The organism is Microbulbifer sp. HZ11, assembly GCF_000708675.1.
Classification (GTDB): domain Bacteria; phylum Pseudomonadota; class Gammaproteobacteria; order Pseudomonadales; family Cellvibrionaceae; genus Microbulbifer.
Window position 1 is genome coordinate 656,576 of record NZ_JELR01000002.1, and the last position, 25,385, is coordinate 681,960.

At 56.9% G+C, this 25,385-nt stretch carries 21 protein-coding genes and 1 other RNA gene; 10 read left to right on the plus strand and 12 right to left on the minus strand.

Features of this window, described 5'->3' with window-relative positions:
• Window positions 1-10: 10 nt before the first annotated feature.
• The 10 genes from AU11_RS10460 to AU11_RS10505 all read left to right on the plus strand — a co-directional run bounded on the left by AU11_RS10460 (window position 11) and on the right by AU11_RS10505 (window position 11,722).
• The gene (locus tag AU11_RS10460; protein ID WP_043319243.1) at window positions 11-295 is read left to right on the plus strand and encodes a monovalent cation/H+ antiporter complex subunit F; all 285 of its coding nucleotides are present in this window, start codon (window positions 11-13) and stop codon (window positions 293-295) included.
• A complete protein-coding gene (gene mnhG, locus AU11_RS17755) occupies window positions 288-686 on the plus strand; it encodes a monovalent cation/H(+) antiporter subunit G (RefSeq protein ID WP_156035275.1) in 399 nt (132 codons plus the stop codon). Before AU11_RS10460 ends, mnhG begins: the two co-directional genes overlap by 8 nt.
• Window positions 687-784: 98 nt before the next feature.
• Window positions 785-1,876 (plus strand): DUF4040 domain-containing protein, encoded by a 1,092-nt coding sequence (locus AU11_RS10470; protein WP_043319246.1) that lies wholly within the window; start codon window positions 785-787, stop codon window positions 1,874-1,876.
• A gap of 1 nt (window position 1,877) precedes the next feature.
• A complete protein-coding gene (locus AU11_RS10475; protein WP_051687168.1) occupies window positions 1,878-2,276 on the plus strand; it encodes a cation:proton antiporter subunit C in 399 nt (132 codons plus the stop codon).
• A gap of 3 nt (window positions 2,277-2,279) precedes the next feature.
• Entirely contained in the window at window positions 2,280-3,767 is a 1,488-nt protein-coding gene (locus AU11_RS10480) for a monovalent cation/H+ antiporter subunit D family protein (RefSeq protein ID WP_043319248.1), read from the plus strand.
• Window positions 3,764-5,245: a proton-conducting transporter membrane subunit gene (locus AU11_RS10485; RefSeq protein WP_043319250.1), complete on the plus strand. Its 1,482-nt coding sequence runs from the start codon at window positions 3,764-3,766 to the stop codon at window positions 5,243-5,245. The genes AU11_RS10480 and AU11_RS10485 overlap by 4 nt, the downstream gene beginning before the upstream one ends.
• Window position 5,246: 1 nt before the next feature.
• Entirely contained in the window at window positions 5,247-5,585 is a 339-nt protein-coding gene (locus AU11_RS10490) for a hypothetical protein (RefSeq protein ID WP_043319252.1), read from the plus strand.
• Window positions 5,578-7,281 (plus strand): Na(+)/H(+) antiporter subunit D, encoded by a 1,704-nt coding sequence (locus tag AU11_RS10495; protein ID WP_197023821.1) that lies wholly within the window; start codon window positions 5,578-5,580, stop codon window positions 7,279-7,281. Before AU11_RS10490 ends, AU11_RS10495 begins: the two co-directional genes overlap by 8 nt.
• 169 nt (window positions 7,282-7,450) lie before the next feature.
• Window positions 7,451-9,382 (plus strand): 1-deoxy-D-xylulose-5-phosphate synthase, encoded by a 1,932-nt coding sequence (dxs, locus tag AU11_RS10500; RefSeq protein ID WP_156035277.1) that lies wholly within the window; start codon window positions 7,451-7,453, stop codon window positions 9,380-9,382.
• 456 nt (window positions 9,383-9,838) lie between these two features.
• On the plus strand, window positions 9,839-11,722 hold the full coding sequence (locus tag AU11_RS10505) for a DUF885 family protein (protein ID WP_231491832.1): 1,884 nt from the start codon (window positions 9,839-9,841) through the stop codon (window positions 11,720-11,722).
• A gap of 95 nt (window positions 11,723-11,817) precedes the next feature.
• On the opposite strand, the gene AU11_RS17760 is transcribed toward AU11_RS10505, so the two are convergent.
• The 12 genes from AU11_RS17760 to nusB all read right to left on the minus strand — a co-directional run bounded on the left by AU11_RS17760 (window position 11,818) and on the right by nusB (window position 25,373).
• Entirely contained in the window at window positions 11,818-14,505 is a 2,688-nt protein-coding gene (locus AU11_RS17760; RefSeq protein ID WP_051687169.1) for a PKD domain-containing protein, read from the minus strand.
• Window positions 14,506-15,067: 562 nt separating this feature from the next.
• On the minus strand, window positions 15,068-15,637 hold the full coding sequence (locus tag AU11_RS10515) for a hypothetical protein (protein ID WP_043319257.1): 570 nt from the start codon (window positions 15,635-15,637) through the stop codon (window positions 15,068-15,070).
• Between the two features lie 136 nt (window positions 15,638-15,773).
• Window positions 15,774-17,768 (minus strand): TonB-dependent receptor, encoded by a 1,995-nt coding sequence (locus AU11_RS10520; RefSeq protein ID WP_051687170.1) that lies wholly within the window; start codon window positions 17,766-17,768, stop codon window positions 15,774-15,776.
• Window positions 17,769-17,894: 126 nt separating this feature from the next.
• The gene (locus tag AU11_RS10525) at window positions 17,895-19,268 is read right to left on the minus strand and encodes a histidine kinase sensor domain-containing protein (RefSeq protein WP_043319258.1); all 1,374 of its coding nucleotides are present in this window, start codon (window positions 19,266-19,268) and stop codon (window positions 17,895-17,897) included.
• On the minus strand, window positions 19,265-19,984 hold the full coding sequence (locus AU11_RS10530) for a response regulator transcription factor (RefSeq protein WP_051687171.1): 720 nt from the start codon (window positions 19,982-19,984) through the stop codon (window positions 19,265-19,267). The genes AU11_RS10525 and AU11_RS10530 overlap by 4 nt, the downstream gene beginning before the upstream one ends.
• A gap of 127 nt (window positions 19,985-20,111) precedes the next feature.
• Entirely contained in the window at window positions 20,112-21,242 is a 1,131-nt protein-coding gene (gene rsgA, locus AU11_RS10535; protein WP_081848059.1) for a ribosome small subunit-dependent GTPase A, read from the minus strand.
• A 121-nt stretch (window positions 21,243-21,363) separates the two neighbouring features.
• Window positions 21,364-21,437, minus strand: a non-coding RNA gene (locus AU11_RS18095) — sX9 sRNA.
• 659 nt (window positions 21,438-22,096) lie between these two features.
• On the minus strand, window positions 22,097-22,708 hold the full coding sequence (gene ribA, locus AU11_RS10540) for a GTP cyclohydrolase II (protein ID WP_043320400.1): 612 nt from the start codon (window positions 22,706-22,708) through the stop codon (window positions 22,097-22,099).
• Window positions 22,709-22,740: 32 nt separating this feature from the next.
• Window positions 22,741-23,382: a TIGR02281 family clan AA aspartic protease gene (locus AU11_RS10545; protein ID WP_051687172.1), complete on the minus strand. Its 642-nt coding sequence runs from the start codon at window positions 23,380-23,382 to the stop codon at window positions 22,741-22,743.
• Window positions 23,383-23,394: 12 nt separating this feature from the next.
• On the minus strand, window positions 23,395-23,904 hold the full coding sequence (locus AU11_RS10550) for a phosphatidylglycerophosphatase A (RefSeq protein WP_231491834.1): 510 nt from the start codon (window positions 23,902-23,904) through the stop codon (window positions 23,395-23,397).
• A gap of 43 nt (window positions 23,905-23,947) precedes the next feature.
• On the minus strand, window positions 23,948-24,925 hold the full coding sequence (thiL, locus tag AU11_RS10555) for a thiamine-phosphate kinase (RefSeq protein ID WP_043319260.1): 978 nt from the start codon (window positions 24,923-24,925) through the stop codon (window positions 23,948-23,950).
• 7 nt (window positions 24,926-24,932) lie between these two features.
• Window positions 24,933-25,373, minus strand: coding sequence for a transcription antitermination factor NusB (gene nusB, locus AU11_RS10560; protein WP_043319262.1), 441 nt, complete (start codon window positions 25,371-25,373; stop codon window positions 24,933-24,935).
• Window positions 25,374-25,385 lie beyond the last annotated feature (12 nt).

The window sequence follows — 25,385 nt, forward strand, 5'->3', positions numbered from 1 at the left end:
CAGATTAAAAATGCTGAACGCTACATTGATTGCCCTGCTCGTCGTTATGACGCTTGCGCTGATACGCGCGATAAAGGGGCCGACGATTCACGATCGTATTCTCGCAGTGAATATGTTCGGCACAAAAACCGTTCTGTTGATTGCCGTTATCTGCTTTACCTTTGGCGAACCCGAATATCTCGATATTGCCATCGTCTACGCGCTCATCAACTTTGTGAGTGTAATCGGGGTATTGCGGTATTTTGAGTTCCGCACCCGCAATGGTAACGGCGCGCCGGAGGTGACCGGTGATTGAAACAGTACAATCTTTTGCCAGTGGCACCCTGCTTTTACTGGGCTGTTTTTTCATGTTGACCGGCGCCGTGGGTGTGCTGCGCTTTCCCGATTTCTACTCCCGCATGCATGCGGCGGGTATTACCGACACCCTCGCCACCTTACTGATTATCAGCGGCCTGATGCTCACCGCCGGCTGGAGTCTTGCGCTTTTTAAACTGGCGCTGATCATGCTGTTTATTTTCTTTACCAGCCCCACCGCCAGCCACGCGCTCGCGCGCTCGGCGCAACTCAGCGCACTACGCCTGCCGCAGATTGCGCCAGAGCCTGCACCGACAGAAATGACTAACTCACAACCTGTGGATACATCGCCAGACGCCGAGCCTGAAGCCGCCGACAGCACCCGCGTCTGAGCGTCACATGTATCAGGCAACCGGGGCCAATTTCGGAAATTGACAACCACAATGACGACAACCAAAACAATACCGGCAGCCATCGAGGGTCGATACCGATGAACCTGCTACTTGATATCGCGCTACTGGCCCTGTTGCTGGTCACCGCCATTTCCATCGCCTGGATCAAAGACCTGTTTGCCGCAGCCATGCTGGCGGGAATTTACGGTCTGCTGTCGGCGGGCTTTTTCATGACCATGGGCGCGGTGGATGTCGCATTTACCGAAGCGGCGGTGGGCGCCGGAATCTCACCGCTACTGATCTTGCTGACACTCGCACTTTGTGGCCGCTACCAACGCGCAGACCGCAATCGTGCGCGACTCGCCATTGCGCTTGTGGCCACCGTGGGCGCATTGCTGGTTACCGCTACCGTCGATATGCCATCCTTTGGTGATGCCAATGCACCAGCACAGGTGCATGTGGCACCTCACTATATCCAGGAATCCATGCGTGAAATCGGGATCCCCAATATCGTCACATCGGTATTGGCCAGTTACCGGGGCTTCGATACCTTTGGCGAGGTGGTGGTGATCTTTACCGCCGGACTCGGGGTACTGTCACTGCTGATGACCAATGCCGCACAACCTTTGCGGATTATGCAGCCTTCACCGGTACAGCAGGCATCACGGGATATCGTTCTGCGGGTTGTCGCCAAAGTGTTGATTGCTCCGATCATGCTTTACGCACTGTACGTGCAGTTCCATGGTGAGTACGGCCCCGGTGGCGGCTTTCAGGCAGGGGTGATCTTTGCGGTGGGATTTATTCTCTACAGCATGGTGTTTGGCCTGGACGCAGTGCGCAAGGTCGCCAGCCACGAGCTGGTCCAGCTGTTGGCGGCAATGGGTGTTCTGATTTTTGGCTGCACAGGACTGTTGAGTCTCGCCAATGGAAAAAACTTTCTGGATTACAGCGCACTGGCCGGGGACCCGGTTACCGGGCAACACATCGGCATTATCGCCATAGAAATCGGCGTCGGGATCACCGTCGCCTCGGTGATGATCATGATTTCCTATCTGTTCTCGGCGCAGCTGCGCGACCGGGAGGCTGAACTCGCGATCAAGGGCACACCGTCCTATGCAGACGACACCACCGGCGGTGAGGTCAGTCGCGGTCTGTCCCCACTACAAACACTGGAACGGGGGGCAGGTTAGGATGTTATTGGCATCGCACTACAACTACTGGATCGTCATTGCGCTGATGATGATCGGCCTGTACATAGTGATCGCCCAGGGCAACCTGGTGAAGAAAATCATCGGATTGAATATTTTCCAGACCTCCGTTTTCATTTTTTATATCAGTGTGGGCAAGGTGGATGGCGGCAGTGCGCCCATTCTGCATGAGGGCGACACTCTCTATTCCAACCCGCTGCCCCATGTGCTGATCCTTACCGCGATTGTTGTGGGCATTGCGACCACCGCACTGGCACTGGCGCTGACCATTCGCATTAAACACGCCTATGGCTCCATAGAAGAACGGGACATTCAGGCTGCGGAAGCGCAGCAGGAGCGCACCTCGTCACAACCCCAGCCCGCGGTGGAAAAGGAGCCGTAGACCATGCTGTCGCACCTCCCTATTTTGCAGGTCATTCTGCCGCTGATGGCGGCCCCCTCCTGTCTGTTGATTCGTAAGACCACCCTGGTATGGCTGTTTACTCTCGCGGTCAGTGTGGCTGCACTGGTGGTCAGCATTCTGCTGTTGCAGCAGGTTTATGCCACAGGCCCCATCACCTATGAACTGGGCGGCTGGAAAGCGCCCTGGGGAATCGAATACCGTATCGACCTCCTTAACGCCTGGGTACTGTTTATCGTTTCCGCGCTCAGCAGCGTGGTACTGCTTGCCGCCAATACCAGTGTACAGAAGGAGCTGGAGCCCAATCGTCAAACCGTTTTCTATACCCTTTATCTGCTGTGCTTTGCCGGCCTGCTGGGTATTGTCGCCACCGGGGACGCGTTTAATGTATTCGTATTCCTGGAAATTTCCTCTCTATCCACCTATGCACTGATTGCACTGGGCAAAGACCGCCGCGCGCTGTGGGCAGCATTTCAGTACCTGATTATGGGCACCATCGGTGCCACCTTTATCCTGATCGGTATCGGCTTTCTGTATATGATGACCGGCACATTGAATATGGCGGATCTGGCCGCGCGTATTCCGCCGCTCGCCGAATCATCTACGGTACTCGCGGCATTTGCATTTATTTTTGTAGGTATCTGCCTGAAACTGGCACTGTTTCCCCTGCACCTCTGGCTGCCGAATGCCTATAGCTGTGCGCCCTCCATTGTCACTGCATTTCTCGCAGCAACCGCTACCAAGGTCGCACTGTATTTACTGTTGCGCTTCACCTTCACCGTATTTGGTGTGGACTTCTCCCTGTCACACCTGCCATTGGATATTCTGCTGATTGGCCTTGGGTTGGTGGGTGTGTTTGCCGCATCCATCGTTGCCATCTATCAGGCGAATATCAAACGCATGCTGGCGTTTTCCAGTGTGGCGCAGATTGGCTATATGGTAGTGGGTATCGGTATTGGCACCGCGACCGCGCTGCAGGCAACATTGATGCACCTGTTCAATCACGCGCTAATGAAGGGTGGGCTATTCCTGGCATTGGCGGGATTGGTCTATCAGACGGGCGGTTGCCGTATTGAGCACTTCCGCGATCTTGGCCGCACCATGCCCTGGACCATGGCCGCCATTGTGGTCGGCGGAGTCAGCCTGATCGGCATGCCGCTTACCGTAGGCTTTGTCAGCAAGTGGTATCTGATTGCTGCGGCTATCGAGCAGCGACTCTGGTGGGTGGCGGTGCTGGTGGTACTGGGATCGCTGCTGGCCGTGGCCTATATCTGGAAACTGGTGGAGGCTGCCTATTTCCAGGCGCCACAGAATAAAGCGGGTGCGGCGGAAAAACACGAAGCACCGCTGGGTATTCTGCTTCCGACCTGGCTACTGATCGCGGCCAATATCTATTTCGGGATTGACACCCGCCTGCCAGTGGAAGTGACTGCGGCAGCCTCACAATTCCTGCTTGGAGGGGCCGCGCAGTGAACGAATCCAACCTGTTACAACTGACCCTGTTGATTCCGCTGCTGGCACTGCTCGGTATTCAGCTCACCGCACGTCGGGAAAATATCCGCGAAGCGGTCTCACTGACTGCCGCCAGTGCGCTGTTTTTTACCGTCACCCAACTCTATCAACCCATGCTGAATGGCGACGTGATCGCTGCACACTGGCTGGATATTCTGCCGGGACTGGCTCTGGCGTTCCGCGTGGAGCCGCTGGGACTGATGTTTGCGCTGGTGGCGAGCTTTCTGTGGATTATCACCACCCTTTATGCGATCGGATATATGCGTGGCCACGGCGAGAAAAACCAGACACGGTTTTTCAGCCTGTTCGCGCTTTCCATTGGCGCGGTAATGGGCATCGCCTTTGCGGAAAACCTGTTTACCCTGTTTATCTTTTACGAAGTACTGACACTTTGTACTTATCCACTGGTCACCCATGCCGGTACCGACAAGGCCCGCGCCGGAGGGCGTATTTACCTCGGTATTCTGCTCGGCACATCGGTGGGCTTTTTCCTGTTGGCGATTATCGCCACCTGGCTGCTCGCCGGTACGCTTTCGTTCCAGCAAGGGGGCGTTTTCTCGCCGGGTACTTCTCTCGCGCTTCTGTCTGTTCTGCTGGGGCTGTTTGTGTTCGGCGTGGGCAAGGCCGCGATCATGCCCTTCCACCGCTGGCTTCCTGCGGCCATGGTGGCTCCGACGCCGGTGAGCGCACTGTTACACGCGGTGGCGGTGGTGAAGGCCGGTGTATTTGTGCTGCTGAAAATCTGTCTGCTGATTTTCGGTATCGAAACCCTGCAGGCAATCCCGGCTACCGAATGGCTGCTCTACTTGGCCGGCATTTCGATTTTGCTCGCATCCATTATTGCCCTGCGACAACAGAATCTGAAAAAACGACTGGCCTATTCCACGGTGAGTCAACTGGGCTATATCACCCTGGGTGCCCTGCTCGCCACCAGCGCGGGCATGACTGGCAGCGCACTGCATATCGTGATGCACGCCTTTGGCAAAATCACCCTGTTTTTCTGTGCTGGTGCCATTCTGGTGGCTGCGCACAAAACCGAAGTGAACCAGCTGTACGGACTGGGTCGACAGATGCCGGTAACCATGAGCGCGTTTCTGGTAGCCAGCCTGTGTATTATCGGTATTCCACCCACTGGCGGCACCTGGAGTAAGTGGTACCTGATGCTCGGCACCTTCGAGGCGGAACAGTGGATACTGATGGTGCTGCTGATGATCAGCTCGCTGTTAAGCATTGCCTACCTGCTGCCAATTCCACTGCGCGCGTTCTTCTCCAGCAGCACCCAGGATTCTGCTGACGCCCGCGCCCCTGCCGGTGAGGCTTCTGCCATCAGAGAAGCACCACTGCCGTCTTTGATCGCCCTCGGGATTACCGCGGCGGGTTGCATTTATCTACTGCTGTTCCCCAATGCATTTTATGCACTGATTGAGGCCGGGATTTAACATGAGTGCTGATAAGCAGGATTTCTTCGACAACCCCGATAACATCCGCAAAATGCTGCGAGTGTTTTACGCTATTTGCGCCCTGTTGTTTGCGGCGGATTTTGTGATTCATCGGCATACCGAGTTCCGCTGGGAGGGGCTGCCAGGTTTCTACCCGATGTACGGGTTTGTGGGCTGCGTGATTCTGGTGTTTGCAGCCAAGTGGATGCGTACCTTCCTCATGCGCCCGGAAGACTATTACGACAAGCGGGCGCTAACCGACTTTGATTGCACCGATAGCGGTGAGTCCACAAGCCTGAAGGCTACCGGGAAGGGCAATGGAGGGCATGATCATGCTTGACGTTGCACCGTTTATTCCGTTTTTTCTCGCCGCTCTACTGGGCCTGTTTCTGCGCGGTTGGGCGCGCGCTGCTCTATTCATCGCCGTACCGGTTCTCGGCCTCGCCAATCTATGGCAACTGGGCGCCGGTGGTTCCGGCGTTGAGTTTGGTCACTACGCCATTCTCGACTTCAACCTGCTGCTGTTCAAAGCGGATCGCTTGAGCCTGCTGTTTGGCTACCTGTTCCATATCGCCGCATTGATTTCGGTAATTTACGCCCTGCATGTACGCGACACCCTGCAACAGGTTGCCAGTATGCTCTACGCGGGCAGTGCCCTGGGTGCGGTATTTGCCGGCGACCTGCTCACCCTGTTTATCTTCTGGGAGCTGCTGGCGCTAACCTCGGTGTTTCTGGTGTGGGCACGCCGCAGCGGTCGCGCTTACGCGGCGGGGCTACGCTATTTCACCCTGCATATTCTCTCTGGCCTGTTATTACTCGCCGGGATTATTTTCTACAGTCAGACCCACAACACCCTCGCTTTCGGCGAGATTGGTCTCGACGACAATGCCTACAGCTGGATGATCTTTCTCGCCTTCGGCATCAAGTGCGCGTTTCCGTTTTTCCATGGCTGGCTTACCGATGCCTACCCGGAGTCCACTCCTACCGGCACCGTATTTCTCAGCGCATTTACCACCAAGGTCGCCGTCTACGCATTGGCTCGGACCTTTCCCGGCACCGAGCTTCTGGTCTATATCGGTGCCACCATGGCCTGCTTCCCCATCTTCTATGCGGTCATCGAAAATGACCTGCGCCGGGTACTGGCTTACAGCCTGATCAACCAGCTGGGCTTTATGGTGGTGGGCATTGGCATCGGCACGTCGCTGGCCATCAACGGCGCCGTGGCCCATGCCTTTAACGACGTGATCTTCAAGGGGCTGCTGTTTATGTCCATGGGCGCGGTGCTACACGTGACCGGCAAGATCAACGGCTCGGAACTGGGCGGGCTCTACAAGAAGATGCCCAAGACCACAGTGCTGTGTATTGTTGGCGCGGCGTCCATTTCCGCCTTCCCGCTGTTCAGCGGATTTGTCAGCAAGTCCATGGTGATGAGTGCGGCGATCAAGAACGGCTATGATGGGGTCTGGCTGATCCTGCTGTTCGCCTCCGCCGGGGTATTTCACCATGCCGGCATCAAGATTCCTTACTTTGCCTTCTTTGCCCACGACGCCAAACTGCCAGCCCGCGAGCCGCCGGTGAACATGCTGATCGCCATGAGTATTGCCGCAGCCCTGTGTCTTGTCATCGGCATCTACCCACAGGCGCTGTACAGCCTGCTGCCATACTCGATGTCCTACACCCCCTACGACGTGACCCACGTGCTGACCCAGTTGCAGCTGCTGTTCTTCTCCGCTCTGGCGTTCGTATGGCTCAATCTGCGCCACCTGTACCCACCGGAGCTGCCATCGGTGAACCTGGATGTGGACTGGATCTACCGCCGGCTGGTACCGGATGCCATGCGCGCCCTGTTCGAGCGCCTGTTCGCCCTCGACAACCGCCTGCGCAGCGCCACGCTATCGGGTGTGGAGCGGCTTGTGGACGGCATTGCCAGCCACCACCGTGCGGAGGGCGTAATGGCCCGAAACTGGCTCACCGGTAGTATGGTGGCCGGGGTGGTGCTGTTACTGGGGATCTACCTGGTGCTCGGATGGCTGTAACCGGCAGGCATCAAATATGACCGGAAAGCCGAGGTTCGGCGCGGGATGCAATCTCCCCGCTGGAGGCATACAATTCGCTTCTTATATCAGTTGCAATTGATACCTTGGGTCGTCGCGCCCCGTTTTTGAACGACCGCGACGCCCCTGGCTGCCCGATTCAGGACCCTTGATGTTCGACGAGATTCCCCGCCAGCGCCCATCCACGCCGCTCCTCGACCAGATCGATGACCCGGCCCAACTGCGCGCCCTGTCGGAAAAACAGTTGCCGGAACTGGCAACCGAGCTGCGTGAATACCTGCTCTACTGCGTGGGCCAGACCGGCGGTCACTTTGGTGCCGGTCTGGGCGTGGTAGAGCTCACCATTGCCCTGCACTACATCTACAACACCCCGGAAGACCGCCTGGTGTGGGATGTAGGCCACCAGACCTACCCGCACAAGATCCTTACCGGCCGCCGCGAGCAGATGCTTACCATGCGCCAGCAGGGCGGCCTGTCCGGCTTCCCCAAGCGCAGCGAAAGCCCCTACGACACCTTCGGTGTGGGCCATTCCAGCACCTCCATCAGTGCCGCCCTGGGTATGGCCCTGGGCTCCCCGGATGAGCGCAAGGTGGTCGCCGTCATCGGCGACGGTGCCATGACCGCCGGTATGGCCTTCGAGGCCCTGAACCATGCTGCCCACACCGGCAAAGACATGCTGGTGGTGTTGAACGACAACCGCATGTCCATCTCCAAGAACGTGGGCGGCCTCGCCACCTACTTCGCGCGAATTCTGGCAAGCAAGACCTACCTGAATATGCGCGAAGGCAGCCGCAAGATCCTGTCGGCCATCCCCAAGGCGTGGCAGCTGGCGCGCCGCACCGAAGAACACGTGAAGGGCATGATCACTCCGGGCACTCTGTTTGAGGAACTGGGCTTCAATTACGTAGGCCCCCTCGATGGCCACAATATGCAGGACCTGGTGCACACCCTGCGCAACCTGCGCAATCAGCGCGGCCCGCAACTGCTGCATATCGTCACCACCAAGGGCAAGGGCTTTGGCCCAGCGGAAGAAGACCCGGTGGGTTACCACGCGCTCAATAAACTCGAGCCGGAACCCAAGGTTCAGGTCGCCGCGCCCCCCGAAGTGCCTGGACAGCAGAAAAAGAAAGGCCCCAAATATCAGGATATTTTCGGCCAGTGGCTGTGCGATGCCGCGGAGCAGGATGAAAAACTGGTCGCCATCACCCCGGCCATGTGCGAAGGCTCCGGTATGGTCGAATTCGCCGAGCGCTTCCCCGAGCGCTACCACGACGTCGCCATCGCCGAGCAGCACGCGGTCACCCTCGCCGCCGGCCTCGCCTGCGAAGACCAGAAGCCGGTGGTTGCCATCTACTCCACCTTCCTGCAGCGCGGCTACGACCAGCTGGTACACGACGTGGCCATCCAGAACCTGGACGTCACCTTCGCCATCGACCGCGCCGGCCTCGTCGGCGAAGACGGCCCCACCCACGCGGGCAGTTTCGACCTGACCTTTATGCGCTGCCTGCCCAATATGGTCATCGCCGCACCCAGTGATGAAAACGAGTGCCGCCAGCTGCTCTACACCGCCTACCAGCACCAGGGCCCGTCTGCGGTGCGCTACCCGCGCGGTACTGGCCCGGGTGTGGAAATCGAAAAAACAATGACGGAGCTGCCGATCGGCAAGGGACGGGTGATTCAGGAGGGCAAAAACGTTGCGATCTTGAGTTTCGGCACCCTGTTGGCCCCGGCCCGCGAAGCCGCAGAAAAGCTCGGCACGACGCTGGTTGATATGCGCTGGGTAAAACCCCTGGACGAAGAGTTGATAGACCGTTTGGCCGACAGCCATGAGCTGCTGGTCACTTTGGAAGAAAACACGGTTGCTGGCGGTGCTGGCAGTGCGGTTTCAGAATACCTGAACCAGCGCATCGTTCCGGTACCGCTGTTGCAGCTGGGCTTGCCCGACAAGATCATCGAACACGGCAAGCACCCCAAACTGCTTGCAGAAATCGGCCTCGATGCCTCTGGTATCGAAGAACAAATTCGCGAACGCCAATCGCAAATGCACCAGGCCCAATCCAACGGACAAGCTGCAGCAATATAACACTTACGAAGCCGAGTACTCGAACTTAAGGCCGGGTGCCTGGGGCGGGTTTTCAGGATCGTCGCAAACAGGATGTTTGCGCCGAAGCTCCCAAGGATGGGTTTACAGCGGTCCTGAAAACCCGCCCCTGGTGCCCGGCCGCCACGCGCTCCGGACAGAGCTCCAATGACGAGCTCCGAAAGAGCTGCGGTGGCGCCGGGTCACTGGGTAAAGCTTTTCGGAACCGCTGTAAATACCCGCAAGCGGGGCCGGCCGCCAATCACAGATTGGCGTCGTTAGGCCGCACGCGAAGCCATGCTTCGCAAACGTTTGCCTAACCCATGTACGCTCCGTCGGCGACGTCCCTGTCGCCGATGCTTCCGAAAAGCTTTACCCAGTACCCCGCCTTATATTCTGGCAGCTTCACAACTTAGCCAGTTCGCTAAAAGTAAAATATAAACAGAGACAGGAAGTACGATGTCCTTTACCCATTCCGTTAAGCAAATCCTGAACTCCAAACGCCTCGGGGTATCCATTGCCATTATGGCTGCCAGCCTGCATGTACAGGCCATGGATCATAAAGCCTTCGACAACGCCATGGGTGAAATTCCGAAAAGTGGTGCCAGTGACAAACTTAAAGCACTGCAAGATCTCCGCTACCGCTGGATTATGGAAAGCTACCCCGAAGCCGCCACCTACGAAGGCTACCCCGGCGTAGAACAGAACTGGACCGATCAATCCATCAAAGGCATCGAACGTCGCAAAGGCCAGACCCGCGAACTGCTCGCCGCCAGCCGTCACCTCGACGAAGACAAACTCAGCGACAGTGAAAAGCTCGATTACCAGCTGATGTATCAGGACCTGCTGCTGCAGGTACGCGGCTACCAGTTCCCCGAGCACCTGATGCCCGTCAATCACATGAGTGGCATCCAGCGCAGAGTGCCTGCGGTGCTGAACGCCATGCCCAAACGTACCGCTGCCGATTACGAAGATATTCTCGCCCGCCTGGACAAACTGCCCGGCCTGATCGAGCAAACCAGAATTCTGATGGAGAAAGGCCTCGCACAGAAACTGACGCCGCCGCAAATCACCCTACGCGACCTGCCCGGCCAGATCCGCGCACTGATACCCGCCGACCCCAAACAAAGCCCCCTGCTGAAGGCGTTTTTTGAAATGCCCGCGAGCATTCCCGCGGTGCAGCAAAACAGATTGCGGACCCGTGCCGTCAACATTTATCAGAAAACGCTGGTGCAGAACTGGAAGCGATTTGCCGAGTATGTTGAGCGGGATTATATTCCGAATGCGAACACCGAAACCGCATTCACCAAGCATGATGACGGTATCCGCTGGTACGCGTATAAAGTGCGAGAGGAAACCACCACCGATCTGAGCCCGGAGGAAATCCACCGCATCGGTCTGGCTGAGGTGCGCCGTATTCGGAATGAAATGGATGCGATCATCAAGAAGACCGGTTTCGATGGTGATTTCAAAGCGTTTACGGATTTCCTGCGCAACGATCCGCAGTTCTATTACGAGAACAAAGAAGACCTGCTGAAAAACTACCGGGATATCGCCAAACGCATCGACGGTGAACTGCCGGCACAGTTCGGTACTCTGCCGCGCCTGCCCTACGGCATCAAGCCGATTCCAAGTTACTCAGAAAAATCCCAGACTACCGCCTATTACCAGCCGGGCTCCATGGAATCCGGCCGCGCGGGCGTCTTCTTCGCCAATACCTACAACCTGAAGAGCCGCCCAACCTGGGAAATGGAAGCGCTGACCGTGCACGAGGCGATGCCTGGACACCACCTACAGATTGCTCTCGCTCAGGAACAGAAAAATATCCACCCGCTGCGCCGCACAAAAATGTACACGGGCTTTGTGGAAGGCTGGGGCCTCTACTCCGAGAGCCTGGGGTACGACCTGGGACTGTACAAGGATCCCTATAACGAATTCGGCGCACTCACCTACGATATGTGGCGAGCGGTGCGATTGGTGGTGGACACTGGGATGCATCAATTGGGCTGGAGCCGGGACGAGGCGATTCAGTATTTTATGAATAACAGCGCAAAACCTGAGCACGACATCGTAGTGGAAATCGACCGCTATCTGGTGTGGCCGGGTCAGGCGTTGGCTTACAAGATAGGCCAGTTAAAAATCAAGGAAATCCGCGCGCGCGCGGAAGAGGCACTGGGTAAAAACTTTGATATTCGCCAGTTCCACGACGCGCTACTCGGCGCCGGCGCACTGCCATTGAATGTATTGGAAAGCCGTATGAATACCTGGATCGAATCACAGGGCGGCGCGATCAGCGCTACCAGCCCGGTGAGTGATGCCGGTGGCCAGGTGGCACTTCATTAAAATCGATATTCGTTTCAGAAAAAATCAGGGCCGCTCTCGCGGCCCTGATTTTATGTGCGAAGCCAATACATCGACTTCAGTCTACTCGCTGTACCCTACTCGTGCGACACATAGTAATCGTACACATAGGTTTCCGCATAGTTATCGTAGCTTTCTCCCGGCGCTGTACCATCGTGGGACTGGGTGTAATTACCCAGCTTGAAGTAGCAGCCGGAAATCGCTTCGTCGTGTACGTAGGGCACCTTTTCTTCGTTGTAGTAGAAGTGCGTCTGCCCGTCGTAAGATTCCATCTTCACGGTAAACACGGTACCCAGCTCGTAGTTGCCATCCACCAGGTAGCCGTGGCGGTCGTTGCCATTGGTGATCCACAAATTGGCGTGAGTGTCCGGGTTCCCCACGGTACCGCAGTTATCCCAGTCGTCATCGGTGCCCGGCGGGCAGGTGCCGTTATGACCTTCGATACGGAAAACTACAACATCGTCGCCGGAGTCGTGAATCTGTCCCACTACCACGTGTGGCTTCACATGAGTCAGATTGGTGACCTTCTGCTTGATCCACATAGTGTGCTTTTTGCCATCGGTGTTGGACCAGGCTGCGGCACTTTTCGAGTTCTGGAAATGGTAGTTCTGGGTCATCTCCCGAAGCTCACTGCGCGGGTTGCTGGAGCCACTGGTGGAATCCCCGTGGTGATTGGCCCGGAACTGAACCGCGTACTCCTGTTCCTCTTCGTCAAAGATCAGTTTGAACCACTCGTCACTGGAGAAGGTATACAGGTCCGGCGTGTAGTGTTCCTCGGCTCCGTTAATCGGCAGGGTCAGCTTCCACCAGGACAGGTCAATCACCTGAGAGGCGTAGCGCATGATGGGTGCCGGTGGAGGTACTTCGAGGTCCGCCTGGGTGGTGACATTTTCCGCTTCGAACAGGTCGAAGATTGCATCGCCGCTGCCATCGCCGTAGCGGGCATAGGCCAGTGCCGGTGAGCCGGTAGAAACATACTCCACGGTAACCTGCTGCCAGCCATCGCCGTGATTGGTCGTGGTCTCGTAGACGTTATCCGAACCCAGGTCCTGAATACCGATGGTGCCGTGATTGTAAACCCAGGCGCTCACCTGATAGCGGTTGCCCGCAGCCGGCTTGTAGATCGCCTGTTCCATACGACCGCCATCGCCCTTGATCACCAGCAGACGGCCACCGTCCACCGGCATTGGATTGGAGGTGCCATTAGTGGAAACCACGTTGGCCGGGTCACGCTCTTCCCAGCCGCCGGTGGACGAACTCAGCTCAAAGCTGTTGTTGACCAGCGGCCACAGGTCTTCCACTGCCGCATTATCCACGGTAATGGTTTCAGTCGTAGAGGATTCAAAGCCTTCATCATCGGTAACCGTCAGGGTAACCGTGTAACTGCCCTGCTCGCTGTAGATGTGCGAAACATTGGCGCCACTGCCGCCGCTGCCATCGCCAAAGTCCCACGCGTAGGCAGTAATGTCGCCACCGTCCGGGTCGTAGGAAGACGAACCACTCAGGTTCAGGCTGGTGTTTACCCGCGTGGTGGTAGAGCCGCTGATGGTGGCCACCGGGTACTCGGAGGGAAGTTCACTCACGGTCACTTCGGCACTGGCACTATCGGTAATGCCAGCGGCGTTGGTGACCTGCAGATTCACCGTGTACACACCGGTGCTGTTGTAGGTGTGTACCGGGCTCTCATCCAGCGAGGTAACGCCGTCACCGAAATCCCAACTGTAATTCAGCGACCCGCCATTGGAATTATAGGAACCGCTGCCGTCCAGAGTAAACGGAATACCCACGGTTACATTGCTCGGCACATCGATCACCGCACTGGGGCTACCCGGGCCGCCTTCGCCGCGCACCACTTCAATCTCGGTCATACTGTTCCAGCTATTGGACGTATTCCCGAGGCCTACCACTCGCACATAGCGACCGGAGAAATCGTCAAAATTGTGCGCCTCCAGTTGCAGGCTGTTACCGGAACTGTTGCCACCGTAGACGTAAGTAAGGCTGTTTTGGTTATCGCCTACGTAAACCTCAAACGATGCCGTACGGCTGTCGCCCTTGTACCAGGCAATATTCAGTGCACTGACCATGCAACTGCTACCCAGATCGAAGGTGATGTATTCGCCGGCACCATTGGCGGACCAGCGTGAACCGAGGTTGCCGTCGTGGGCATTGGCCGGCCCGTTGCCGTCATCGGAACTGGCGCTGGAAGACTGGATTTCACACAAGTCAGTGCCGCCCCCCCCGGAACCGGAACTGGAGCCCGATCCGGAACTGGAGCTGGAACTTGAACTGGAGCCACCGCCAGAACTAGAACCGCCGCCATCTACGATGGAGAAGTCGTCAAAACGACCTTCGCCGCCGTTATAGGTACCGGTGACCGTCACACTGCTGTGGCTGCCGGAATTGAACGTCACCCCCAGCTCACCCCAATCGGAATAAGTATCGGCGTCACTGTAGGTTTCGGATCCGACGGTGACCTCGATCCCACCGGCACCACGCAACCAGGCACTCAGGCTGTAATCCGTATACGGATCTACCGCAACCTGCTGGGAAAAAGCCCCACCGGAGCCGGTGATTTTTGCACTGCTGCTGCCGCCGAGGGCAACACCGGAAATAGCGGAAGGATCGGAATCATCCCAACCGGACCAACCGGATTCAAAACCCGGGTTTTCAATGGTCGCCGCAACCGCTGTGGATACGCCGACCGCCAGATAAAGCGCGGACTGCGCCATTTTCTGACTGATTTTTTTCAGTGTGAATTTTCTCATCGCATAGAGACCTGATTATTGATTTTTATTTCGGAACATCTACTCGCTATAGCGCTTCGCACTTGCCAACCACACACAAAAACATCCCCCAAAAAAAGAGAAGGTATCTGTAATAAAAACGAAATCACGAAGCGCGAGGAAGGCTAATGTCCGCCGGAACAGGCTGTCAATTTTCAGAGATATCACCGAAAACCGAACAATAAAAAATCTGCAGAAACAGCAAAATTGGTTAACCAAATTCGCTAAACCAATGAAAACAAATGAAAAATTTTTTCCTGAAAGCACACCGTATGAACCGGCTACAAAATAGCGAAATTGAAATCAACACCAATATTTAATTTCGCGCCAAACAGTGACTTATTGGTCAACCAATCACTGTAGACAAATGAAACTAAAAGAATTTTTTCGCGAAAAAAGTTCCGAATACTTTCGGAAGGAAAAAAATATTTTGATGCGGGTCGCACTTTTTTCACGACTGCCGGTAAAAATTGGTCTGATAGATTATGAAATTTTGGCGCGCTTTTATTTGAGTTATCCACGCCAAAATCAAAAAATGAGAACTCTACACACTCAGCGCTATACCGATCGCAAGGGTGGCAGCTCCCAGTAAAGTAAATACGATGGAGGTTTTTCGGAACATCGGTACCGCAATGGCGATAACCAGGCCACTGACCAGACTGAAGAGCAGGCTGAGACCAAACATGATACCGAGCACCCAGAATACCGGCCCGGCGTGCCCCTTGTGAATCAACAGAAACTGGTGCCACAGATCGTGCTTTTTAACGTGCAGTATTGCCTTGTTCGGGTCTTCCAGCGGCTCGAAGAACACCTGCCCCTTGTAGCCATACCAACCGATATAATTTTCTTTCGGCTCGTAATAGTAGTCCGCAGGTAACTTCATATCCTGCCCTTTCTCCTGCATCAGCGGCAGTATCACTGCCCGCACGGCTTCCTCGTCCTTGGGAATGCCGTTGGGCAGGCTAACTTCAAACTGCTTCTCGGTGCGGACTCCACCGTCGATATCCATCATATGCAGCATGCCGGTGGCGAGATACATCACCGCCAGGGGAAGAAAGAAACAGGAAAAATAAGTGTGGAGTTTAATCCACAGTAAACGAGTTCTGGATTTCATAGTTTTATTTGATGTTATTGAATTTTCTTATACGCCAACAAAAAAATTCTGCGATTAAGGCCAGTGAAGAAGGACTAAGATAAATAAAAAGGCGCGGTGTTCACACACCGCGCCTTTTGTTCATTAACAGCAGAAATCAGAAACGATAATCTACAGACAAACGTACATCGCGGCCGGCTTCGTACAGGCCGGATACGATTTCCCAGCCTGGAATGTCGCTGTAATCCCCTACGCTGGAGTGATCACGGTAGTGCTCGTCGAACAGGTTCTGTACCGCAAAGTTGACCGCCAGACTATCGTCCTGCAGCGGCTGCCAACGCAGGTAAATGTCGTGTACCTGGTAGCCCGGCTTATCAATGGTCTGTAGCTCATCAATCCAGCCCAGCTCCACGGAGCGGTGCAGTACATCAACGTCTATTCCCTGAACATGGGTCAGGTTCCAGCCGAGGTCCAGGCGATCAGTAAGCGCGTAATCCACGGCGAGGGTGAGTGTATCGCCTCGAGTATTACCCAGCCCGTTGTGCTCGTAACCCTCGATATCGTTGCCATTCAACGTGGAGTCATTGTGACTGTATGCAGCAGAGAGATACCACTTATCGTAGGTGTACGCAGCACTCAATTCGAAACCATCCGACTCCAGCTTTCCGATATTCTCGAACAGGTCCTCATCATAAATCACATCGTCAATGGTGCTCTGATAGACTGCAGCCTTCAGTGCCAGGGCGTCTCCGGCATATTCCAGAGCCAGCTCATTGTTGTCCACGGATTCGGCCTTCAGGTCCGGATCGATCTGGGCTATATCAAGGGTAAAGGAATCGCCAATTTCCTTGCCGCGCACGGCCTGGGCATGCCCTGCAGAAAGGGTCCAGGTATCGTTCAGCGCATAGGAAAAACCGACATTCGGGCTGACATCGTCGCTGCTGAATTCACCGTCAAAATTGTTCTGAGTCAATTCGTAACTGTCGTAACGCACACCGAAGCTGAGCATCAGAGGCTCGCTCACCTGCCAGTGGTCCTGAATGTAGACTCCCTGCACACGCCCGGTCTCAGAAATGCTAGATGTCGAATCCACCTCGCGCCCACCGGCAACCACTTTCTGGTTCCTCCGCTCAACCCCATAAATCAGCGTATGCGGGCCAAAACTGCTGGTGTTGCGGATATCAAAACCAATCGATGCGGTATTGCCGCCGTACAGGCCCCAGGGGCCATCTTGAACCATGTCGGCACTGGTATCGTAGGCGGTAACTTCCAGGTTCACCGCGTCGCTCAGACTGGCGCTGTAATTGGCTACCAGGGTTTCGCGCTCGGCGTCCATCGGATACAGCGTGTCACCTTCCCGCACGTACCAGTTTGGTCGGCGACCCAGTTCGCCGGACTCTTCACGCTGTTCATAGCTGACGGTCAGTTTCTGGTTTTCAGAAATGTCACCGCTGACCTTTACAAAGGCCAGGCTCTGGTCGGCGGCGGTTGCGAGAATTTCATTCCCATCGCCATCTTCCATGTTGTCGCGCTCGACCTGTACAAATGAGCCGATCACACCCCAGTTCTCACTGAGCTTGCCGTACACGGAAGCGCTGCCCTTGCTGCCGTCGTTACTGAAGTAAGCGCCCTTGACCCGCGCGCCAAACTGCTCGTCGCTGGCCAGCAGATCATCGGCATCCTTGGTCTTGAAGCGGATGGCACCACCAATGGCACCGGGACCGCTGGTGGCTTCACCGGCTCCGGACTGCACCTCCACCTTGTCCAGGAGTTCCGGCTCGATGGAGACACGGCCGATATGGTGGAACAGGGTACCTGTCTGCGGAGCGCCATCCACGGTAACGTTCAGCAGGGTATCTTCCATACCGCGGATATAGACCTTCTGGGCAATACCGATAGAGCCCCCCACGGACACCGATGGGATATGACGAAAGATATCCGCCAGATCATTGGCCTGCTGCTTCTCCAGTTGCTCCGGAGTGATTTCGGAATCAGTGGCCACACCCACCACAACGACGCTTTCCAGGCTTTCCCGCTCTGCCTGCTCATCTGCAGCGAAAGCGGAAGTCGCAGTAAGTGCGCTGGTAGAAAGCGCGCCGGTCGCGAGTAGCGGCAGCAGCGCGCAGTGGTTGAGCAGGGATTTGTTGGGCATTGGGCTTTCCTTTTCAGGTGAATCAGGTGGATTCGCAGTTTCACTTAACCGTAAACGCGAATTATTCCTATTAGCCCTTTTAAAGTACAGCCCTGTTGCAATTGTTACATTGAGCGCCGGTACCAGCTAGGTCGCCGGCAAGATAATCGTCATACACAGACCGCCACCCGGGCGGTTGCTGGCATCGACCTCTCCGCCCACCGCCTTGAGCTGACGGCGCGCAAGTGCCAGCCCGAGCCCAACCCCACCGGAGCGACCATTGCCTGACTGGCCGGTATTACGCGAGGGGTCCGCCTGGAAAAAGGGGCGGAATATGGTCTCCAACAGTGCCTCAGGCACGCCGGGGCCGCGATCTTGAACCGTGACTCTAAACCCCGCCTTACCCCCCTCCAACGGGTAGTCCCCCAGCGCTATCTCCACCGCCTCACCCGTCGGGGTATAGCGCAGGGCGTTGCGCAGGATATTTTCCAGCGCCTGGCCCACCGCCTGGTGGTTGCTGTTTTTGAGCTCGGCGGAATCCGGCAGGCAGGTGTGTATATTCCGGTCCGGGAATTCGAAGCGGGCGTCATCCACAATCACATCGATCAGATCCACCAGATCCAGGGTTTCCTGATTCAATTGCGGTTGCTCGTTATCGAGCCACGCCAGTGCCAGAGTGTCTTCCGTCAGCTTGCGGAAATGCCGGGATTCCCGATACAGGCGCTGAACATCGGGATCCCCGGGGTACTGCTTGCCGAGACTTTCGATGGCAATTTCCAGACGTGTGAGCGGAGTGCGCAGTTCGTGGGAAAAATCAGCGATCAACTGGCGCTGATTCACCAGCTGCTCACCGATGCGCGCGGCCATCTGGTCAAAGGTGGTAGCGAGCTCGCTGAACTCGTCTTTGCGCCGCCCCAGTTGCGGGCGCACCCGCACAGAAAAATCGCCCCGACTGAAGTCCCGGGTAGCCCGTTGCAGACTGCCGAGAGGCTTCATGATATGTCGGTACAGCAGCATCGATACTATGGCCAGGATCAGCGCCGGCAGGAAAATCTGCAGCAGAAGACGGGTGGTCTGCCAGTGGCTGCCGGGGCGCATCCGGTCTGGTAGCAGTACCAGGAAACTGGTATCGGAATTCTCAAACGGAATCTCCATCACCGGGTTATTTTCAAAATACAGGTGAATCTTCCACTCCACGTCCCGCCCCAGGTTGTTTCCGCTATAGCGATCTTCGAGGCCGCGGCTGCCGGCGACGTGGCGAATACTGTAGCCAACGACTGCCGCAAGGGTTTCCTCCCGATACTGCAAATTTTCCAACCACTCTTGCAGCGATGCCATATCCCCGGAGCGGTAGCGCGTTTCCGCCTCCCGTCCCCACCCGCGCAACTCGTTCCGGTGCGCCTGGCTGAGCATGCTCATCTCCTCCTCAGCGCGCACCGTCACATAATTGATCAGGTAAAACATGGCGACGATACCGGCGGTGATCAGCAGAATCAGTTTCCACAGCAGAAGTCGGTTCATTTCAGACAGTACCCCTGCCCGCGCACCGTTTGCAGGCGCTCACCGCGCCAGCCGGCCTGGGTGAGCTTGCGGCGTACCCGGCTCAGATGCATATCCAGGCTGCGGTCAAAGGCGCCGAGGGGGCGATTGAGCACTTCTCGCGAAAGATAGGCCTTGCTCAGGACTTCTCCGCGATTTGCCGCCAGCTCCCACAGCAGGTTGAACTGAATCGCGGTGAGCTCCATCTCCCGTGCCCCTACCCGCACCGTCAGGTCCGACAACCGCAGACGCAACTGATCGATTTCCAGGAATTCGCGCTTTTGCACGACCTGCGGTTGCGCGCGGCGCAGAAGTGCCTCAACCCGTAACAGCAGTTCCTCTTGGTTGAACGGCTTGGAAATATAGTCGTCGGCGCCGTGACGCAGCCCGGTAATCCGCTCTTCTTCCGCGCCCTTGGCGGTAACGATAATGACCGGAACCTGACTGGATTTGCGCAGCAGACGCAGTACAGAAAGACCATCCAGTTTCGGTAACATCAGATCCAGTAGGATCAGCTGATAGGGTTGGGCCGCCACCTCCTGCAACACCGCTTCCCCGTCCCAGCAACTGCCGGTCTGATAGCCAGCATCGCGGATCAGGGAGGCGATCTGCTGATTGAGCTCGGCGTCGTCTTCGGCGATCAGAATACGGCAGCTGGCAGCGTCTGGATTGGGGTAGAGATTGCGATCGGGGTTCATGAAGCGGTACGGGGGGAATGGGTTATTTGCCGGGCAGACTATCAAAACTCCCACAAAAAAACCCGCAAGCCAGATACCACGTGGGCATATGGCTTGCGGGTTTATCGCGTTGCACGGGTGTTAACAGTCAGTCGACACGCTTTTTATGGGCCCGCGCGTGGCTCTGCACCGAGCGGTAAAACTGCCCGAGGGCACGGTCGTCCGCACGGGTTTCCGCCAGCGTCTTGCTGTTGCGCGCCACTTCCCGTTCCAGCTTGCGCCAGTTGCGCAGACGCCGCTCGTCCAGCTCGCCGGAATCGACCGCCGCCTGCACCGCACAACCGGGTTCCGACTGGTGGGCGCAATCGGCAAAGCGGCATTTTGCGGCCAGTGCACTGATATCCGCAAAGGTTGCCGCCAGCCCTTCGCTTACATCGGCGAGTCCAAGCTCACGCATACCCGGGCTGTCCAGCAGCAAGCCACCACCGGGAATGGCGTAGAGGGCACGGTGCCGGGTGGTGTGCCGGCCCTTGCTGTCGTCCTCGCGGATACCACCGGTCTCGGCCAGCTCGGTGCCGGCGAGATTGTTCAACAGCGTGGATTTACCCACACCGGATGAGCCCAGCAGTGCCAGGGTTTCTCCACTGCGGCAGTATTCGCGCAGCGGCTCCACACTCTCGGCATCCAACGCGTTCACTAACACCACTGGCAGGTCGCGATACCCGTTGAGGGCGTTGCGATACTGTTCATGGTCTTGGTCCAGGTCCGCCTTGGTAAGCACCAGACAGGCGCGACAACCGGCTTCTTTCACCAGAGCCAGGTAGCGCTCTACCCGCGACAGGTTGAAGTCGTGATTGCACGAGGAAACGATCAGCACGTTATCCACATTCGCCGCGATCAGCTGCGCCTGCTTGGCCCCGGGCGCCATGCGCTTGAACAGACTGACGCGGTCGAGCCTGCGGACCGGCCTGCGGGTTTCCCGCTCCAGCAACAGCCAGTCGCCCACCGTGGGCCGCTCGGCCGCGCCTTCAAACAGCGGGCCGTTTACCAGCACCGCCTCGTCACCGGCGTCACCTGCCACTTCAATCTGACTGCGATGCACCGCCATCACCTTGACCGGCTCGCACTCGCTCAACTCGTCCAGGCTCAGCTGTTGCTGAAAGAACGGCTTCCAGCCAAGAGCGTTAAGCGGCGAAATACTGGCCTGACGGTTATTGTCCGTACACGGAGAGGCACCGCGCCGAAATGCCGGGCGGCGTGAAATCAGGGATTTACTCAATGTCCTAAACCCTCAAGAGTGCCTGACACGATTTTGTGACTGTCAGGCACAGATCATTCTAGCCTCATATCCAGAGACACTCTGGACAGGGGCACGATTGGATGGGGTTTCCGGGCGGGACCGCTGAAAAACGTAGCGAGCGGTTGTCTGGTGGTTACCGCCGGAGCGCAGGAAGCGGAGTGTACTTAAGTACATGAGCATTCCGAGCACCGCCGGGAATCGCCAGGCAGACGCGCAGTAGTTTTTCAGGGGTTCCGAGGGAACCCGACAAAAAGGGAACTTGCCGGGCAGGTGGCTGACTAGGTTACGGTCAGTCGCGGCTGGCCCGGCGGGGGTTGGATACACTCATCAACAAGCCTCCGCTGGTGGAATTTCGCGCAATTTAGCAGGGCAGCCGCCCCTGTGCAATAGGATAGAAAAACAGACGGGCTACGAAGTGCCCAGCGCTACAGGAGGTAGCGCCCGCGGCCGCAGGCCGGCGCGAGCAATCGAAAACCCAGCAGAGCCACGCCTCTGCGCCAGCGTTTTCGATTGCGTCGGAGAGAAAAATGACATGGATGTCATTTGTCTCGACGGCACATAAAACACAAAAACAAAAGCCGGCATAACGCCGGCCCTTATATCTTACCGCTGGAGGTACATCACCTTTCTCGACCGCCAACGATCAGATAACTTTGAGTATAGACACAATTTCTGAGCACGCTGTCCCTGAGTAACTGATTTGCTCTTCCTGAGCATTTCTCGCGCTCTGCATCTTGCTCACGTATAGATTGGCGTTTTCCCGTTGCCTTACCGTGACGGTTTTATGAAAGGTTTGTGACAGAGAAAGCGGCTCGCAGTCACCATTTCCACCTTCACCCCTCCTCGGTACCGCTCTCGTCGTCGAACAGGTGCCCCAGCTTGCCCTTTTTGGTGGACAGGTAGTTCACATTGTGGGGATTGCGACCGGACTGATGTGGCAGGCGCTCACTGACCTCCACACCCAGATCCTGCAGTGCCTTTACCTTGCGGGGGTTGTTGGTCATCAGGCGAATCGACTGGATCCCCAGGTGCTCGATCATCGGCTTCAGAATCGAGTAGTCGCGCATATCCGCGCCAAATCCCAGCTGTTCATTGGCCTCCACCGTATCCGCCCCTGCATCCTGAAGGTGGTAGGCACGGATCTTGTTCAACAGACCGATCCCGCGGCCCTCCTGGCGCAGATAGAAAACCACACCCCGTCCCTCGGTGGCAATGCGATGCATGGCGTGCTGCAACTGGGCACCGCAATCACAGCGCAGGGAAAACAGTCCATCCCCGGTCAGGCACTCGGAATGAATACGGGCCAGCACCGGCTCATCCGTATCCAGATCCCCCATGCTCAGAACCACATGTTCCTTGCCGGTTTCCACTTCTTCAAAACCGTGCATCTCGAACATGCCCCAGGAAGTGGGCAGTTTGCAGGATTCCACAAAACGAATGGTCAAACTGATACCTCGTAATCCATCAAAATGCGTGATCAATTGCGCGCGCGCAGCAACAACAGGCCATCCTGTTGCTGCATATCCACGCGGCTCAAAAAACTGTTGCCCAACAGAGTCACCTGAGGAAAGTCACTTCCCAGCACCGTGGCATCCACGTTGTGAACGGTAATACCGCCAATAGTGACACTGGCGAGATTCAGGCGATAGGCCTTCTCCACACCGCTGGCGGTGGAGACGGTCATCGGTCGCGCGCGGGCGAGATCCAACCCTAGGCTCTTTGCGGTGGGGTAGTTGAACGCGATACTGGTCGCGCCGGTATCCACCATCACATCCACCCGGCGGCCATTGATCCAGGCGGTGGTGCTGTAGTGACCACGACTGTCTGCGTTAAGGCGCACCTCCGCCCGCTCCACCTGCTGATAATTCGCCGCTACCGGTGCCGCCAGGGTGAGCTTCTGCTCTCGGCCATCAATCAACACCAGTGCGTAATCGCTGGTAACCGAAACCAGCCTGACCCCTTCCGGCGACGTTTTCCCGGACTTCAGCAACCGTTGTTTGCCATCAATTTCAAACATGGCACTGGTGCCGAAGATCGCCTGCAAGCGCACGTCCTGTGCGTTGCTAACCAGCGGTGACAGCGCGAGAGCGATTGATACCAACAGGTTGTGTATTTTCATGGGCGTCCTGCCTCAGAGAATGTGAATCAGGTATGCCGTGCCCTGTAACACCAGCGCGGCATAGATGCCCGCCAGTATATCGTCGAGCATAATTCCCAGACCACCGTGAACCCGGCGATCGACCCAGCCGATAGGCTGAGGTTTTGCGATATCAAAAATCCGGAACAGTACAAAGCCGTACACGGCCCACAGCCAGCCGGCGGGGGCCATAAACATGGTGAGCCAGTAGCCGACAAATTCGTCCCACACGATACCACCGTGATCGTGCACACCGAGCTTTTTCGAGGAGGCGCCGCACAGGTAACAGCCGAGAATAAACGTCACCAGGATCACGCCCATATAGGCGACCGGTGACAGAAACTGCAGGCCGTACCAGAAAGGAATTGCAGCCAGGGTACCGAAGGTTCCCGGCGCTTTTCTGGCAAGGCCGGAGCCGAAACCAAATGCCAGCAGCATGACCGGGCTGCGAAGCAGCTCGGAAAATGTCGGCGTTGGCAGCGGGGTCTTTTTCTCGCTCATCATTATGTTTTGTTTACCCGTCATTCTTTTCCATCAATCTTTACCGTCAAAAATGCCGGTAACCGGAACCGCGCGGCTGCCAAGGATTGCCATGCAAACGACAGCGGATACCCGGTTCTGCACTCATGCGACCAATGGCGGTGATTGGCAGGTTCAGCTTATCCACAGTATCCAGGTGCTGTTCGGGAACGGTGAAACACAGTTGATAGTCGTCCCCGCCGGTGAGTGCGGTTTCCAGTGCGCTTTCCGTATTGCATTCCGCATTCATCGACTGCGCCAGTCCGGCTACCGGGAGCTCTTCCAATTCCAGCTCTGCGCCAAGTTTGCTCGCTTCGCAGATATGCGAGAGATCCGCAAGCAGCCCGTCGGAAATATCCAGTGCGGCGCTGGCGTAATTGCCAATGGCGCGGGCCACGGCGAACTGCGGCTCGGGAAAATAATACGCGGCTTCCATCTGCTGACGCTGTTCAGCAGTGCCTACCATCTCACCGAGCGCGATCGGCAGCGCCGCGGCGGCGGCGCCCAGCTGATTGGAGACAAAAACGGTATCCCCGGCGCGGGCCCCGTCGCGGCGCAGTGGTTTTTCACAGGCGCCGGTGACCTGAATGGTGATGGATAGCGGGCCTTTTGTGGTATCGCCTCCCACCAGAGTCACTCCGTACAAGTCTGCCGTTTCCGCCAGACCGCGGGCGAAGGGGGCCAGCCACTGCGGATCGCTTTGCGGCAACGTCAGTGCGAGGGTGAACCACAGGGGTTCGGCATTCATGGCGGCGAGGTCGGAGAGATTGACCCGCAGTGCGCGGCTGGCAATACGGTATGGATCAGCGTTTGCGGGAAAGTGCACATCTGCCACCAGGGTATCGACGCTGGTGGCGAGGGTTTTGCCAGCAGGGGGATTCAATAGCGCGCAGTCGTCGCCGATCCCCAGTACCACCGTATTTGCCGCACTGCCCGGCCGGGCTCCGGTCTGAAAACGGGAGCTGAAGTACTCCCGAATCAATTCAAATTCACCGGGGCCGGGCATGGGCGGTTTAGCCTTTGTCGGCCTTTACTTCGACACTGCGCTCTTTGGCCGCAACTTTGTCGAGGATGCCGTTGATAAATTTAAACGCGTCGGTGGGGCCGAATTTTTTCGCCAGGGCGACGGCTTCGTTGATGACGACCTTGTAGGGTACGTCGACGCGGTTTTTCATCTCATAGGTGGACATGCGCAACAGGGCGCGGGATACCGGGTCCAGTTCTTCGACGTCGCGATCGAGGTACTGGCTGTAGGCGCCTTCGACTTCGTCGAGATTTTTCGCTACACCGTGGAAGAGTTCGCGAAAGTAGGCCACGTCAGTTTTGCTCATGTCGTTGTCGGCATGAAACTCGGCTTCAATGGTGTTCAGGCTGGAGCCTGCCATTTGCCACTGGTACAGGGCCTGCATGGCGTAGTGGCGGGCCTTGCGGCGGGCGGATGCGGTTACGGTCATTTCAGTGATTTC